The organism is Pseudomonas sp. Y39-6, assembly GCF_023651955.1.
GTDB lineage: Bacteria > Pseudomonadota > Gammaproteobacteria > Pseudomonadales > Pseudomonadaceae > Aquipseudomonas > Aquipseudomonas veronii.
In genome coordinates, this window is record NZ_CP069594.1 from 6159319 (window position 1) to 6174393 (window position 15075).

The window sequence follows — 15075 nt, forward strand, 5'->3', positions numbered from 1 at the left end:
AGTCCAGCCAAACCGCAGGATCACAGTTTGTCCAACGTCACGCCGCCCACTCCCCTGCGCGCCGCTCACATAGCGCCGGGAGCGCCCCTGCACGGCACCCTCAAAGGCGCATTGGCGACGCTTGTCCTCATGTTGCTCGCGTTATTGTTCTGGCAACTGCTCGACCAACTGCAGCAGAACCAGAAAAACCAGCAGCAATACACCATCGACTACAGCGCCGACCTGGCGGAACAGATCAGCCTGAACATGGCCCTGAGCGCACAGATCGCGCTGAATCTGCTGCCGATGGTCGAGCCGCCGCGCAACGACGAACAGCAACAGGCGTTGATGCTCAGCTTGCAACGCTCTCTGCCGGAACTGCGCAGCTTCGCGCTGCTCGCCCCCAGCGGCGCGATAATCCGCGACACGGCCAAAGACAGCCAGGACAGCGACTTCCTCGAGGAACTGGTCAAACGCAGCCATTCCCAGCCCTACTACCTGAGCAACGACAACAACGGCACCATCATTTATCTGCTGCTGCATCAGCCCAGTGGCGATTCGAAAATGTACTGGGCGCTGCGCCTGGCGCCGAACTACCTGGCCAACCTTACCCGCCAGGATGGCCAGGGCCAGCGACCGATGTGGGCCGTCGAGAATCGCCTGAACCACCACGTAGTCAGCCGTGACAGCGGCATGCCGACACAATTGGCCGCCGCCCTGACCCCGGACGAGTTGAAAAAAAGCGTGCTGGTCACGCCACTGAGCAAAAGCGACTGGCAACTGCGCGGCCTCTTCGACCGTAACGCCGTGCTGGAACAATTGCTGCCGGCGTTTATCGGCAAGTGCCTGCTGGGCCTGGCCTTCTCGTTGGTGCCGGTGATCGTGCTGTTGAATATGCGCCGCCGCCAGCGCCAGGTGAACGAAGGTCGGCGGCGTTATCAGGATATTTTCGAAGGCACCGGCGTGGCCCTGTGCGTGCTTGACCTGTCGGGGCTCAACGCGTTCTTCGACAAGGCCAAGATCCGCACGCGCGAGCAATTGCACGGGTGGCTGCAGGGCAACCCCGAAGCGCGTCGCCAGTTGCTCAAGGAACTGCGCGTCACCGAGGTCAACCAGGTGGCGGTGCGCCTGTTGAACGTCAGCTCGTGCGAGCAAGCCTGGGAACGCCTGATCGATGACTGCCCACGCAACGCCACGGCCATCGGCTATCAGGTGCTCGAGGCGGTGCTGACCCAACAGAACCAGTTGGAACTGGAAATCCAGCTCAACGATGTGCTCGGCAACAACCAATACCTGTGGCTGGTGATGCGCCTGCCGGAACAGCGCGACGACTTCAAGGCGGTGATCCTCAGCATCAGCGACATCACCAGCCGCAAGCTGATCGAACTGTCGCTGGTGGAGCGCGAAAGTTTCTGGTCGGACGTGGTGCGAACCGTGCCCGATCACCTGTATGTGCAGGATGTGATCAGCCAGCGGATGATTTTCAGCAACCACCACCTGGGCCACACCCTCGGCTATAACAAGGCCGAATTGCAGCAAATGGGCGAGTACTTCTGGGAAATCCTGCTGCACCCCGAGGACGCCGAGCATTACCACGACTTGCGCCAGCAGCAGCGCCAGGCCGGTTATTCGAGCCAACTGCAATGCCAGTTGCGCTTTCGCCACCGCAACAATCAATGGCGCCGCTTCGATATCCGCGAGCAAGCCCTGGCCGGGGACAAGACCGCGCAGGTCACGCGCATCATCGGCGTGGCCAAGGACATTACCGATCAGATCGAGGCCAGCGAATCCCTGCGTGACAGCGAACAGCGCTACCGCATGCTGGCCGAAAGCATCAGCGACGTGATCTGCTCCACCGACAGCCGCCTCGCCCTCAACTACATCAGCCCCTCGGTCAACGCCGTGCTGGGCTATGACGTGGACTGGGTGTTCAAGAATGGCTGGCAGTCGATCATCGCCAACCCGCAGCAATTGGCCGGCATCTACAGCCTGGTCGAGCAAGTCAGCCGGGCCTTGGGCGACGCCGAGGCGCTGGCCAAGCTGCGCGATGACATCCACACCCAACTGTACCTGTTCGACTGCCTGCGCGCCGACGGGCGTAAAGTTCCGATCGAGCTGCGCCTGGTGCTGGTGTGGGACGAGCACGGCGCCTTCGAGGGCATCCTCGGCGTCGGCCGCGATATCAGCCAGCAGCGCCGCGCCGAGAAAGACCTGCGCATGGCCGCCACGGTATTCGAGCACTCCACGTCGGCGATCCTGATCACCGACCCGGCCGGCTATATCGTGCAGGCCAACGAGGCGTTCAGCCGCGTCAGTGGCTACGCCGTGGCGGACGTGCTCGACCAGTTGCCGAACATGCTCACCGTCGACGAGCAGCAGGAAGCCCACCTGCGCTATGTGCTCAAGCAGTTGCACCAGCACAGCACCTGGGAAGGCGAAGTGTGGCTCAAGCGCCGCAACGGCGAGCATTACCCGGCCTGGGTCGGCATTACCGCCGTGTTCGACGATGAAGGCGACCTGGCCAGCTACGTCTGCTTCTTCAGCGATATCAGCGAGCGCAAGGCCAGCGAACAGCGCATCCACCGCCTGGCCTATTACGACGCCCTGACCCACCTGCCCAACCGCACGCTGTTCCAGGACCGCCTGCACACCGCACTGCAGTCGGCCGAACGGCAGAAGTCGTGGGTGGTGCTGATGTTCCTCGACCTCGACCGCTTCAAACCGATCAACGACTCCCTGGGCCACGCCGCCGGCGACCGCATGCTCAAGGAGATGGCTACCCGCCTGCTCGGTTGCGTGGCCGAAGACGACACCGTGGCGCGCATGGGCGGTGACGAGTTCACCCTGCTCCTGCAGCCGCGGATCAGCCGCGAAATGGCGCTGAACCGCGCGATTCACGTGGCCGAGCAAATCCTCGCCAGCCTGGTCAGACCGTTCGTGCTGGAAGGCCGCGAGTTTTTCGTCACCGCAAGTATCGGCATCGCCCTCAGCCCGCAGGACGGCAACGAGCTGAGCCAGTTGATGAAAAACGCCGACACTGCGATGTATCACGCCAAGGAGCGTGGCAAGAACAACTTCCAGTTCTACCAGGCCGACATGAACGCCAGCGCCCTGGAGCGCCTGGAGTTGGAAAGCGACCTGCGCCACGCCCTCGACCAGAACGAATTCGTGCTCTATTACCAGCCGCAATTCAGTGGCGACGGCAAACGCCTGACCGGCGCCGAAGCCTTGCTGCGCTGGCGCCACCCGCGCCGTGGCCTGGTGCCGCCAGGGGACTTCATTCCAGTGCTGGAAGAGTTGGGCCTGGTGGTGGATGTGGGCGACTGGGTGATCAGCGAAGCCTGCCGCCAGCTCAAGAGCTGGCACCAGAACAAGGTGCGGGTGCCGAAAGTCTCGGTGAACATCTCGGCGCGGCAATTCTCCGATGGTCAGTTGGGTGAGCGTATCGCCAGCATCCTTGAGGACACCGGCCTGCCGCCGGCGTGCCTGGAGCTGGAGCTGACCGAAAGTATCCTGATGCGCGAAGTCAACGAAGCCATGCAGATCCTCGCCAGCCTGAAAAACCTCGGCCTGAGCATTGCGGTGGACGACTTCGGCACCGGTTATTCGTCGCTCAACTACCTCAAGCAATTCCCCATCGACGTGCTCAAGATCGACCGCACCTTCGTCGACGGCCTGCCGTCCGGCGAGCAGGATGCGCAAATCGCCCGTGCGATCATCGCCATGGCCCACAGCCTCAACCTGGCGGTGATCGCCGAGGGCGTGGAGACCCATGAGCAACTGGACTTCCTGCGCGAGCATGGCTGCGATGAGGTGCAAGGTTATCTGTTCGGGCGGCCGATGCCGCCGAATCGGTTCGCGGCGCAGTTCAGCAATGATGCGCTGTTCATGTTCGACTGAGAGTTTGTGGTGAAGCCGCTGGCCCCATCGGGAGCACGTCGAATCGTCGCACCGCCCCTCCCACACTTCGATTTGTGAATACATTCAAATGTGGGAGGGAGCTTGCTCCCGATAGCGGCGGTACAGTCCCCCCCACGTCAGATGAACACCACTTGTCCGCGACATGACGTCCTTTCATATGCCATCTAAAACCCATTAGGTTAGAATGCCTTCCTTTTCTGCCCCCCGATCCTTGAGGACCGCCATGTTCAGCCGTGATTTGACCATTGCCAAGTACGACGCCGATCTCTTCGCCGCCATGGAGCAAGAAGCCGTGCGCCAGGAAGAGCACATTGAGCTGATCGCTTCGGAAAACTACACCAGCCCTGCGGTAATGGAGGCTCAAGGTTCGGTTCTGACCAACAAGTACGCCGAAGGCTACCCAGGCAAGCGCTACTACGGCGGCTGCGAATACGTCGACGTGGTTGAGCAACTGGCCATCGACCGCGCCAAGCAACTGTTCGGCGCCGACTACGCCAACGTCCAGCCACACGCCGGCTCCCAAGCCAACAGCGCCGTGTACCTGGCCCTGCTGCAAGGCGGCGACACCATCCTGGGCATGAGCCTGGCCCACGGCGGTCACCTGACCCACGGCGCCAGCGTTTCGTCCTCCGGCAAGCTGTACAACGCCGTTCAATACGGTATCGATGCCAACGGCCTGATCGACTACGACGAAGTCGAGCGCCTGGCGGTCGAGCACAAGCCAAAAATGATCGTGGCCGGTTTCTCTGCCTACTCGCAGATCCTCGACTTCCCACGTTTCCGCGCCATCGCCGACAAAGTGGGCGCGTACCTGTTCGTCGACATGGCCCACGTGGCCGGTCTGGTCGCCGCTGGCGTCTACCCGAACCCGGTGCCGTTCGCTGACGTGGTCACCACCACCACCCACAAGACCCTGCGCGGTCCGCGTGGCGGCCTGATCCTGGCGCGCGCCAACGCCGAGATCGAGAAGAAGCTCAACTCTGCGGTATTCCCAGGCTCCCAAGGCGGCCCGCTGGAACACGTGATCGCCGCCAAAGCGGTCTGCTTCAAAGAAGCCCTGCAGCCTGAGTTCAAGACTTACCAGCAACAAGTGGTGAAAAACGCCAAGGCCATGGCCGAAGTGTTTATCGCACGCGGTTTTGACGTGGTATCCGGTGGGACTGAAAACCACCTGTTCCTGCTGTCGCTGATCAAGCAGGACATCTCCGGTAAAGATGCTGACGCCGCCCTGGGCAAAGCCTTCATCACCGTGAACAAAAACTCCGTGCCGAACGACCCACGTTCGCCGTTCGTCACCTCGGGCCTGCGTTTCGGCACCCCGGCCGTGACCACTCGTGGCTTCAAGGAAGCAGAGTGCAAGGAACTGGCCGGCTGGATCTGCGACATCCTGGCTGACCTGAACAACGACGCCGTGATCGACGCGGTCCGTGAGAAGGTCAAGGCCATCTGCAAAAAGCTGCCGGTGTACGGCGCTTGATTGCAGTTGCTTGAATAAAAAGCCCGGCTCTTGAGCCGGGCTTTTTTATGCAGATCAGGATTTGGAATACCGGCCAATGTGGGAGGGGGCTTGCCCCCGATGGCGGTGGGTCAGTCGACACATGTATGGCTGACACACAGCTATCGGGGGCAAGCCCCCTCCCACATTTTTGATCGCATTTCCAAGTTAGGCTTGATAGACCTTCGCAAAACCCTCGCGAATCTTGTCTTCCGGCAACTCATCGGCAATAAACACGATCACACTCTCCCGCGTTTCGCCCTCGGCCCATTCGGTATCCCAATCGAAGCCGTAGAGCTTCAGCACGCCCTGGAACACCATGCGCCGGTCTTCCCCGGCGATGTTCAGCACGCCCTTGTAGCGCAGCAGTTGCTTGCCGTGGTCTTCCAACAACTCGTTCATGAACTCGCTGAGGCGGTCGATATCCAGCGGCTGTTCGGTGCGCAGCACCAGGCTGGAGATGCGGTCGATGGACGGCGCTGTGCTGACCGGGCGCAGGTTCATGCCGGCGTTGAGGTTGAAGCCGCGCACGTCGAGCAGCTCGGCCAGGTCGATGGCGCCGTGGTCAACCACGCGAATCGGCGCGCGGCGGTTGATGCGGGTCAGGCGCTGGCTGAGGGCATCGAAGCTGGCGTCGTCCACCAGGTCGCGCTTGCTCACCAGCAGGCGGTCGGCAAACCCGATCTGTGCCTGGGCGATGGTTTGGGTCAGGTGGTGCTCGGCGTGGGCCGCGTCCACCAGGGTGATGATGCCGTCGAGGATGTAGCGCTCGCGCAGCTCTTCATCGATGAAAAAGGTCTGGGCCACGGGGGCCGGGTCGGCCAGGCCGGTGCATTCGATCACCAGGCGGTCGAAGGCGATTTCACCGCTGTCCAGGCGCTCCAGCAGCAGGTACAGGGCTTTGGTCAGATCGGTGTGGATGGTGCAGCACACACAGCCGTTGGACAGGGTCATGACTTGCACGGGCTCGTTGCCCAATAGCTGGGTGTCGATACCGGCGTCGCTGAATTCGTTTTCGATCACGGCGATTTTCAAGCCGTGCTCGGCTTTGAGCAGGTGACGCAGCAACGTGGTCTTGCCGGCGCCGAGGAAGCCACTGAGGACCGTGACGGGAATGGGAGAGGACAAAGACAGTTCTCCTGAAAATGGGGAGGTAAAAACAACTGTAGGAGCGCGCTCGCTCGCGAAGAACGTCAACGATAACCCGTGCTATCTGGATGCACGTGGTGTCCTTGCGTTGTTCGCGAGCAAGCTCGCTCCTACAGGTAAAGCGGTTTTACCAACTTAGCAGCACTTGGGCCCACCCTTGCCGCCGTAACGGGCTTCCTGGCGTTCCCGGAAGAACGTCTTGTAGTCCATCATCGGCTTGTCCGGGTGTTTGGTTTGCATATGCTCGACGTAAGTGTCGTAGTCGGGCATGCCGACCATCAGGCGCGCGGCCTGACCGAGGTATTTACCGAGGCGACTGATGTCATTGAACATGGCTGCAATCCTCGATCATGCGTCCGGTACGGCCTGGAACGGGGCTTCTTTATCCGTGCGCTCTTTGTTGCCCCAGGCGGCGACGCCGACTTTGAGCGCATAGAACAGGATACTGAAGACCACGAACAGGAACAGCGCCGTCAGCGTTGCGTTGGTGTAGGCGTTCCAGATCACATGCTGCATCTGGTCGATGCTCTTGGCCGGGGCGAGGATCTGGCCGTTGGCCAGCGCATCGCTGTACTTCTTCGCCAGCGACAGGAAGCCGATCGCCGGGTTGGCGTCGAACAGCTTGATGAAGCCCGCCGTGGTGGTGCAGATCAGCAGCCAGACGGCCGGCAGCATGGTCACCCAGATGTAGCGTTGGCGCTTCATTTTGATCAGCACGACGGTCGCCAGCATCAGCGCGATACCTGCCAGCATCTGGTTGGAGATACCGAACAGCGGCCACAAGGTGTTGATGCCGCCCAGCGGGTCGATCACGCCTTGATACAACAGGTAACCCCACATCGCCACACAACCGGCGGTCGCGATCAGGTTGGCCGTCCAGGACTCGGTGCGCTTGAGCGCCGGCACGAAGGAGCCCAGCAGGTCCTGCAGCATGAAGCGCCCGGCACGGGTACCGGCGTCGACAGCCGTCAGGATGAACAGCGCTTCGAACAGGATCGCAAAGTGGTACCAGAACGCCATGGTGTTTTCACCCGGCAGCACACTGTGCAGGATCTGCGCGATACCCACCGCGAGCGTCGGCGCACCGCCGGCACGAGCCAGCACGGTGGTTTCGCCGATGTCATGGGCAACGGCCGACAGCGCCTCAGGCGTAATCGCAAAGCCCCAGCTGCTGACGGTTTGAGCGACGGTGACCACGTCCGAGCCGACGATCGCCGCCGGGCTGTTCATGGCGAAGTACACACCCGGCTCGATCACCGAAGCGGCAACCATTGCCATGATGGCCACGAACGACTCCATCAACATGCCGCCATACCCGATGTACCGGGCGTGGCCTTCACTGGCCAGCAACTTCGGCGTGGTGCCCGAAGCGATCAGCGCGTGGAAGCCCGAGACCGCACCGCAGGCAATGGTGATGAACAGGAACGGGAACAGACCGCCCTTCCACACCGGGCCGGTGCCATCGATGAACTGGGTCAGCGCCGGCATTTTCAGGTCGGGCATGGTCACCAGGATACCGATGGCCAAGGCGACGATAGTGCCGATTTTGAGGAAGGTCGACAGGTAGTCACGCGGGGCCAGGATCAGCCACACCGGCAGTACCGCCGCGACGAAACCGTAGCCGATCAGCATCCAGGTGATCTGGATGCCGGTGAAACTGAAGACCTTGGCCCAGACCGGGTCGGCGGCAATCTGCCCGCCCAGCCAGATCGAACCGAGCAACAACAGCACGCCGACGATCGAAATCTCACCGATGCGGCCCGGGCGGATGTAGCGCATGTAGATGCCCATGAACATCGCGATCGGGATGGTCGCCATCACCGTGAAGATGCCCCACGGGCTTTCGGCCAGGGCCTTGACCACGATCAGCGCCAGCACCGCGAGGATGATGATCATGATCAGGAAGCAGCCGAACAGCGCGATGGTCCCGGGAATGCGGCCCATCTCTTCGCGGACCATATCCCCCAGGGAACGGCCGTTACGACGGGTAGACAGGAACAGCACCATGAAGTCCTGCACCGCACCGGCCAGTACCACGCCGGCGATCAGCCACAGGGTTCCGGGCAGATAACCCATTTGCGCCGCCAGCACCGGGCCGACCAAGGGGCCTGCACCGGCAATCGCCGCAAAGTGGTGACCGAAAAGGATGTGTTTGTTGGTCGGGACGAAGTCCAGACCGTCGTTATTGACCACTGCGGGGGTGGCCCGTCGTGGATCGAGTTGCATCACGTTGTTGGCGATGAACAGACTGTAGTAGCGATAGGCGACCAGATAGATCGCCACTGCTGCGACGACGATCCACAAGGCATTGATCGCCTCGCCGCGGCGCAAGGCCACTACGCCCAAAGCGCACGCACCTACTATGGCCAGTACCAGCCAGGGTAAGTGGCGTAGCAGGCTATTATTATTTTTCATTTTTTGTATTCCAGCCAGGGTGGACAGAAAGGACAACCAGCTCGAGTTTAGCGCTACTGGCCTTAAAGGCCAGCCCCCTACGTTGGTCTAGAGCCTTCCCACGGCAAAAAAAGCAGAAATAAAGCCTCAATAATGGCGTAGGGCTACAATCCCTTCATCCACAGAGGGTTTCACCATGACCGAGCATGCGTCTGATCGCCGTCGTTTTCGCCGGATCGCCTTTGATGCCAAGACCAAACTCCGGCAGAACGGTCGGGAATGGTCGGTGCAACTGGTGGACTTATCGCTGAAGGGCTTGTTGGTGCAGAAACCGACGCCCTGGCACAGCATCGGCACCGAGTCGTTCGATGTGGATATCCACCTGGACGCCAATACCGATGTGCAGATGCAGGTCAGGCTGACCCATGACCAGAACGGTCACCTGGGGTTTGAATGCGAGCACATCAGTCTGGAATCGATCAGCCATTTGCGCCGCTTGATCGAGTTGAACCTGGGGGATCAGGCAGAACTGGAGCGGCAGTTGGGCGCGCTGCTGGAGCACTGACCACCGGTGGGAGGGGGCTTGCTCCCTCCCACATGTGTACTGCGGTTGTTGCGGGCTACTCGAAAAGTGCATCCAACGCCTGCTCCAGCCGCGTCACTGCAATCACCTGCAACCCCGGCGGCGCTTCCTTCGGCGCGTTGCCCTTGGGCACGATCGCGCGCTTGAAGCCGTGTTTGGCCGCTTCTTTCAAACGCTCCTGACCGCTGGGCACCGGGCGCACCTCGCCCGACAGGCCAACTTCGCCGAACACCAGCAGGTCGTGGGGCAGCGGCCGGTTGCGCAGGCTAGACATCACCGCCGCCATCAACGCCAGGTCGGACGCGGTCTCCAGCACCTTGACCCCGCCCACCACGTTAAGGAACACGTCCTGGTCATGGGTCGGGATGCCGCCGTGCCGATGGAGTACCGCGAGCAGCATTGCCAGGCGGTTCTGGTCCAGGCCCAGGGTCACTCGACGCGGGTTTGCCAAATGGCTGTCGTCCACCAGCGCCTGGACTTCCACCAGCATCGGCCGGGTGCCTTCCCACGTTGCCATCACCACACTACCGGGGACTTCTTCCTGGGCACGGGTCAGAAAAATCGCCGAGGGGTTGGAGACTTCTTTCAGCCCGCGGTCGGTCATGGCGAATACGCCCAGCTCGTTCACCGCACCGAAGCGGTTCTTCACGGCGCGCAGCAAACGCAAACGGCCGTCGGACTCGCCTTCGAAATACAGCACGGTGTCGACCATGTGCTCCAACACCCGTGGCCCGGCCAGCGCGCCTTCCTTGGTCACATGACCGACCAGGAAAATCGCCGTGCCGCTCTGCTTGGCATAGCGCACCAGCAGCGCCGCGCTCTCACGCACCTGGGACACGCCGCCCGGAGCCGATTGCAGTTGCTCGGTGAAAATCGTCTGGATCGAGTCGATCACCATGACCTTGGGTTTTTCGATCCGCGCGGTGGCGATGATGCTTTCGATGCAGGTTTCGGTCATCACCCGCAGTTGGTCCTGGGGCAAGCCCAGGCGGCGTGCGCGCATGGCCACTTGTTGCTGGGATTCTTCGCCGGTGACGTACAACGCCGGCATGCGGCTGGCGATGCTGCACAGGGTTTGCAACAGGATGGTCGACTTGCCGATACCGGGGTCGCCGCCGATCAGCACCACCGAACCGTCCACCAGGCCACCGCCCAGCACGCGGTCGAGCTCACCGGACGCGGTGGAGAAACGCGGGACTTCCTCGACGCTGACTTCGGCCAGGGTCTTGATCTGCGCCTGTTGCCCGGTCCAGCCGGCACGGCCGCTGGGGGCCGCGGCGCCGCCGCTTTCGATCATGGTTTCGGTGAGGGTGTTCCACGCCCCGCACTCGGTACACTGGCCGGCCCACTTGGGAAAGGTCGCGCCGCACTCGGTGCAGCCGTACATGCGCTTGGCCTTTGCCATTTGAGAACCTCCAACCGAAAAACCGCGATGATAGCTCAGCGCGGCGCCGGGGTCCGGATTTCACCGCCGGCCAATCGTGAAGCACTGTTGCCGATCGGGTCTTCGGCATTCAGGTCGGCGCCTTTGGCCTTCAATTCGTCGAGCAGTTCGAGACGCTTGAACAGCCCGGCGTACATGGCGGCGGTCTGCCCGGCGCCGTTGCGCTGGTCGGGGTTGCAGTCGGTGGCCAGCAGGCGCTGGGCAATCTTCAGCTCGCCCTTGAAAATCGCGCCCATCAACGCGGTGTTGCCGCGCTTGTCCTGCACACAGGCATCGGCGCCGGCGGCGAGCAGACGTTCAACGTAGGCGCTTTCGCCATGGTAGGCGGCGAGGATCAGTGCGGTGTAGCCCTTGTCGTCCTGGGTATTGAGGGGGAAGCCGGCGTCGATGAAGGTATCGAGCATGGGCAGGTCGCCGCGACGTGCGGCATCGAAATAGTAGCCTTGCAATTGCGCCTTGAGCGCCGCTGCGTCATTGGGCGCAGGCTGCCCGGCAACCCCGCTCAGCGACCAGCAGGCCAGCAGCGCGCCGATGAAGGTACGCATTGATTCAACTCCTCTACAAAACCCTTGTAGGAGCGAGCTTGCTCGCGAAAAACGTCAACGATGACGCGTGCATCCTGGATGCACGCGTTGCCTGGCAGATCTTCGCGAGCAAGCTCGCTCCTACAGGGGGGGTGGGGTTAGTCGGTGAGTTTTTGTGCCAGCGCTTTCACGCGGGCCAGGTCACCTTTGGCGACCTTGGTCACGCCGGCGCCGTATTCCGGGTCGGCTTTATAGAGAAAGGACAGGATGATGTGCTTGCTCTCGTCGTCGGTGGTGGCCAGGGAGCCGCCGAAGTTGTCGATCAAGTCCTGACGTTCTTTCTTGCTGTAGGAGCGATACAGATCACCGGCCTGCTTGAAGTTCTGCTCACGCTGGATCTTCGCCTGCTGGGTACTGCCCGCCAGCGGCGACTGGCTGTAGCGCGCGGTTTGCGGCTCTTCCCGTGGCAACAGGCGGCTTGGCTGGTAGTTCACGCCGGTGCTGGTCTTGCCGGAATTCATCGCGCCGTCCTGGTTGCCGTTGTTGACGGTGACCCGTGGCGCGTTGATCGGCAGTTGCAGGGCGTTGGCGCCCAGGCGGTACATCTGCGTGTCGGCATAGGAGAACACTCGGCCTTGCAGCAGGCGGTCTTCCGACGGCTCGATGCCCGGCACCAGATTGGCCGGGGCCATGGCCACTTGCTCGGTTTCCTGGAAGACATTGGCCGGGTTGCGGTTCAACACCATCTGCCCGACTTTGCGCTCGGGTATGCCGGGCCAGATCTTGGTGGCGTCCAGCGGGTCGAAATCGAACTTGGCCAGTTCCTCAGGTTTGAGCACCTGCACGTACAAGTCCCACTTGGGGAAGTCGCCCTTGTTGATATGGGTGACCAAGTCATTCGTCATATGACTGTAGTCACGGCCCTGCACCTCAGTGACTTGCTTGGGATCAAGATTCTTGATGCCTTGCAGGCTCTTCCAGTGGAACTTGACGTAATGCACTTCGCCCTTGGCGTTGATCAACTTGTAGGCATGTACGCCGTTGCCGTCCATTTCGCGGTAACTGGCCGGCGTGCCGGAGTCGGAGTACAGCTCGGTCAGGGTGCGGGTGGCTTCGGGAACATGGGAGAAGAAGTCGAAACGACGCGAGTCATCATCCAGGTTAGTGCGCGGGTCGGGTTTGAAGGCATGGACCATGTCCGGGAACTTGATGGCGTCTCGGATAAAGAACGTCGGGAAGTTGTTGCCGACCAGGTCCCAGTTGCCGTCGGCGGTGTAGAACTTGGTGGCGAAGCCGCGAGGGTCGCGCAGGGTTTCCGGGGAGTGATTGCCGTGTACCACCGCCGAGAACCGCACGAATACCGGGGTTGCCTCACCGGCGGCGAAAACTTTGGCCTTGGTCAGGTCGCTGAGGTTATCGGTGACGGTAAACGTGCCGTGAGCGCCGGTGCCACGGGCATGTACCACGCGCTCGGGGATGCGTTCGCGGTCGAAGCGTTGCAGCTTCTGAATCAGTTGCACATCTTGCAGCAGCACCGGGCCGTTGGCGCCCGCGGTTTGCGAGTTCTGGTTGTCGCCGACGGCGGCACCATTGTCACGGGTCAGGTTGGCGGCCTGCACAGACAGCGAAAGCAGGCTGACGGTTGCCAGCACCAGCGCATGTCGCGCCAGAACGGGCGCGCGGCTCATTGGGTTGTTCATCGAGGTTTCCTCTGGTTTTTTTAATGCACATTCAGTTGTGCTTGCCAGAGGCTAGTGACCCGCGAGTCAGAAGATAAATAGAAAAACCCCAACGGGTCGATTGAGAAAATAATCTGGTAACTCACTGAAATCGCGGGTATTTCGCGCGCGATTGATGGCACTTTGCAAACTATTTGCGATTTAATGTGTCGATAAAAACCGACAGTGTTAACAGTTGTGTCAGGCAAGCCCGCTACGACTGACTTACACTGACTTCCACCCTTCTCATCTGTAACAAGGAATAACCTATGGGCGTGATCAGTGAGTTCAAGGCCTTCGCGGTCAAAGGTAATGTGGTCGACATGGCCGTCGGGATTATCATCGGCGCCGCCTTCGGCAAAATTGTTTCCTCGTTTGTAGGCGACGTGGTGATGCCACCGATCGGTCTGTTGATCGGCGGTGTGGACTTCGCTGATCTGGCGGTGACGCTCAAGGCTGCGCAGGGCGATGTCCCGGCGGTCGTGCTGGCCTACGGCAAGTTCATCCAGAGCGTGATCGACTTCCTGATCGTCGCGTTTGCGATCTTCATGGGTGTGAAGGCCATCAACCGCCTGAAACGCGAAGAAGCCGTGGCCCCCAGCCTGCCGCCGACGCCGAGCAAGGAAGAAGTGTTGCTGGGTGAGATCCGCGATCTGCTCAAGGCACAGAACGACAAACCGCAATAAGCCGTATCGGTTTGAACGAAGGCGCCTCCAGGGGCGCCTTTTTTGTTACCAGTAGTTCTCCACCGCCACCTGGCCGGGGCGCCGGGACAGGCTCAATTGCATATCGCGTTGTTTGAGCAACTGACGGGTGTCGTCGATCATCTGCGGGTTGCCGCAAATCATCACGCGCGAATGCTCTGGGGTCAGCGCGACGCCGGCTGCGCGCTCCAGCTCGCCATTCGCGATCAGGGTGGTAATGCGCCCGTGCAGGGCGCCGGGGTGCTGCTCGCGGGTGACCAGCGGCAGATAGGTCAGCTTGTGGGCGTACTCGGCCAGGTACTCACGCTGCGCCAGCCCCTGGATCAGCGACTGATAGGCCAGCTCCCTGGCTTCCCGGGCGCTGTACACGAGGATGATGCGCTCGAATTTTTCCCAGACCTCGAAGTCCTGCAGGATCGACAGGAACGGCGCCACTCCGGTGCCAGTGCCCAGCAACCATAAGTCACGACCGTCGACAAACCGGTTCAGGGTCAGGAAGCCTGTGGCCTGACGCTCGACCATCAACGTATCGCCGACGCGCAGACGGCTCAGCTCGCTGGTGAACTCGCCACCAGGCACCACGATCGAGAAAAAATCCAGGTACTCATCAAACGGCGACGACACCACGGAGTACGCGCGCCATACCGTGCTGCCATCGGCCTTGGTCACCCCCAGGCGCACGAACTGGCCGGCGGTGAACCGAAAGCCCGGGTCACGGGTGGTGCGCAGGGTGAAGAGGCTGGGGGTCAGCGATTGCACGTCGAGCAGGGTCTGGCGGGTAAATTTCTCAGCACTGGCCGTCATGGGGAGCTCCGTTCTACAGGTGCCCTAGTGTCCCCCAAAGTCACGTGCGGAAACACCCGCAGTCGGTAGTGGCATTGTGAATAGAGCAAAAAAAACCACAAGTTGATGGCTATTTAATTGCACTACTAAACATTTGGCTATTAGTCCAAGACACATCACAACATCGCCCCATAGTGCGATTGTCAGTGACGCATTACAGACGCTAAAACCCACTAAAAAAGGGCAAACCTTCGCAAAAAGTTGCGGACGGAAGTTGCACACCTGCTTAAAGAGTCTTAGAACACGACGAACAAGAACGAAAATTTCCGCTGCAAGTGTAGTCCGTGTCCTACACTAATTTGCGTGCAACATTGGGGGCCA

At 61.1% G+C, this 15075-nt stretch carries 11 protein-coding genes; 4 read left to right on the plus strand and 7 right to left on the minus strand.

All coding sequences use genetic code 11. The features are described 5' to 3' along the window. Positions 1–27: 27 nt before the first annotated feature. Both JN756_RS28010 and glyA read left to right on the plus strand, forming a co-directional pair. Entirely contained in the window at positions 28–3879 is a 3852-nt protein-coding gene (locus tag JN756_RS28010) for a sensor domain-containing protein (protein ID WP_057005133.1), read from the plus strand. 244 nt (positions 3880–4123) lie between these two features. Beyond that, positions 4124–5377: a serine hydroxymethyltransferase gene (gene glyA / locus JN756_RS28015; protein ID WP_017848268.1), complete on the plus strand. Its 1254-nt coding sequence runs from the start codon at positions 4124–4126 to the stop codon at positions 5375–5377. Between the two features lie 186 nt (positions 5378–5563). On the opposite strand, the gene yjiA is transcribed toward glyA, so the two are convergent. The 3 genes from yjiA to JN756_RS28030 all read right to left on the minus strand — a co-directional run bounded on the left by yjiA (position 5564) and on the right by JN756_RS28030 (position 8959). After that, positions 5564–6523 carry a GTPase gene (yjiA, locus tag JN756_RS28020; protein WP_201021572.1) on the minus strand — a complete coding sequence of 320 codons (960 nt, stop codon included), beginning with the start codon at positions 6521–6523 and terminating at the stop codon, positions 5564–5566. A gap of 156 nt (positions 6524–6679) precedes the next feature. After that, positions 6680–6877 carry a YbdD/YjiX family protein gene (locus JN756_RS28025; RefSeq protein ID WP_017737420.1) on the minus strand — a complete coding sequence of 66 codons (198 nt, stop codon included), beginning with the start codon at positions 6875–6877 and terminating at the stop codon, positions 6680–6682. Between the two features lie 15 nt (positions 6878–6892). Continuing rightward, positions 6893–8959, minus strand: coding sequence for a carbon starvation CstA family protein (locus tag JN756_RS28030; protein WP_057005111.1), 2067 nt, complete (start codon positions 8957–8959; stop codon positions 6893–6895). 175 nt (positions 8960–9134) lie between these two features. Here JN756_RS28030 and JN756_RS28035 point away from each other — a divergent pair, with 175 nt between their 5' ends. Then, the gene (locus JN756_RS28035) at positions 9135–9503 is read left to right on the plus strand and encodes a PilZ domain-containing protein (protein ID WP_108525513.1); all 369 of its coding nucleotides are present in this window, start codon (positions 9135–9137) and stop codon (positions 9501–9503) included. Between the two features lie 55 nt (positions 9504–9558). Here JN756_RS28035 and radA read toward each other — a convergent pair whose 3' ends face one another. From radA to katB, 3 genes are all read right to left on the minus strand, one after another. Beyond that, on the minus strand, positions 9559–10926 hold the full coding sequence (gene radA / locus JN756_RS28040; protein ID WP_017848272.1) for a DNA repair protein RadA: 1368 nt from the start codon (positions 10924–10926) through the stop codon (positions 9559–9561). A 35-nt stretch (positions 10927–10961) separates the two neighbouring features. After that, positions 10962–11510 carry an ankyrin repeat domain-containing protein gene (locus JN756_RS28045; RefSeq protein ID WP_104904399.1) on the minus strand — a complete coding sequence of 183 codons (549 nt, stop codon included), beginning with the start codon at positions 11508–11510 and terminating at the stop codon, positions 10962–10964. Positions 11511–11647: 137 nt separating this feature from the next. Further along, a complete protein-coding gene (gene katB, locus JN756_RS28050; protein WP_201021573.1) occupies positions 11648–13189 on the minus strand; it encodes a catalase KatB in 1542 nt (513 codons plus the stop codon). Between the two features lie 287 nt (positions 13190–13476). Here katB and mscL point away from each other — a divergent pair, with 287 nt between their 5' ends. After that, positions 13477–13893: a large-conductance mechanosensitive channel protein MscL gene (gene mscL / locus JN756_RS28055; RefSeq protein ID WP_017848275.1), complete on the plus strand. Its 417-nt coding sequence runs from the start codon at positions 13477–13479 to the stop codon at positions 13891–13893. A 45-nt stretch (positions 13894–13938) separates the two neighbouring features. On the opposite strand, the gene JN756_RS28060 is transcribed toward mscL, so the two are convergent. Then, a complete protein-coding gene (locus JN756_RS28060; protein ID WP_046381980.1) occupies positions 13939–14715 on the minus strand; it encodes a ferredoxin--NADP reductase in 777 nt (258 codons plus the stop codon). Positions 14716–15075: the final 360 nt, after the last annotated feature.

Bases quoted from the DNA above. Each gene is read 5' to 3' on its own strand.
- glyA (WP_017848268.1), top strand. From the start codon at position 4,124: ATGTTCAGCCGTGATTTGACCATTGCCAAGTACGACGCCGATCTCTTC.
- JN756_RS28025 (WP_017737420.1), bottom strand. From the start codon at position 6,877: ATGTTCAATGACATCAGTCGCCTCGGTAAATACCTCGGTCAGGCCGCG.
- JN756_RS28030 (WP_057005111.1), bottom strand. From the start codon at position 8,959: ATGAAAAATAATAATAGCCTGCTACGCCACTTACCCTGGCTGGTACTG.
- JN756_RS28035 (WP_108525513.1), top strand. From the start codon at position 9,135: ATGACCGAGCATGCGTCTGATCGCCGTCGTTTTCGCCGGATCGCCTTT.
- radA (WP_017848272.1), bottom strand. From the start codon at position 10,926: ATGGCAAAGGCCAAGCGCATGTACGGCTGCACCGAGTGCGGCGCGACC.
- JN756_RS28045 (WP_104904399.1), bottom strand. From the start codon at position 11,510: ATGCGTACCTTCATCGGCGCGCTGCTGGCCTGCTGGTCGCTGAGCGGG.
- katB (WP_201021573.1), bottom strand. From the start codon at position 13,189: ATGAACAACCCAATGAGCCGCGCGCCCGTTCTGGCGCGACATGCGCTG.
- mscL (WP_017848275.1), top strand. From the start codon at position 13,477: ATGGGCGTGATCAGTGAGTTCAAGGCCTTCGCGGTCAAAGGTAATGTG.
- JN756_RS28060 (WP_046381980.1), bottom strand. From the start codon at position 14,715: ATGACGGCCAGTGCTGAGAAATTTACCCGCCAGACCCTGCTCGACGTG.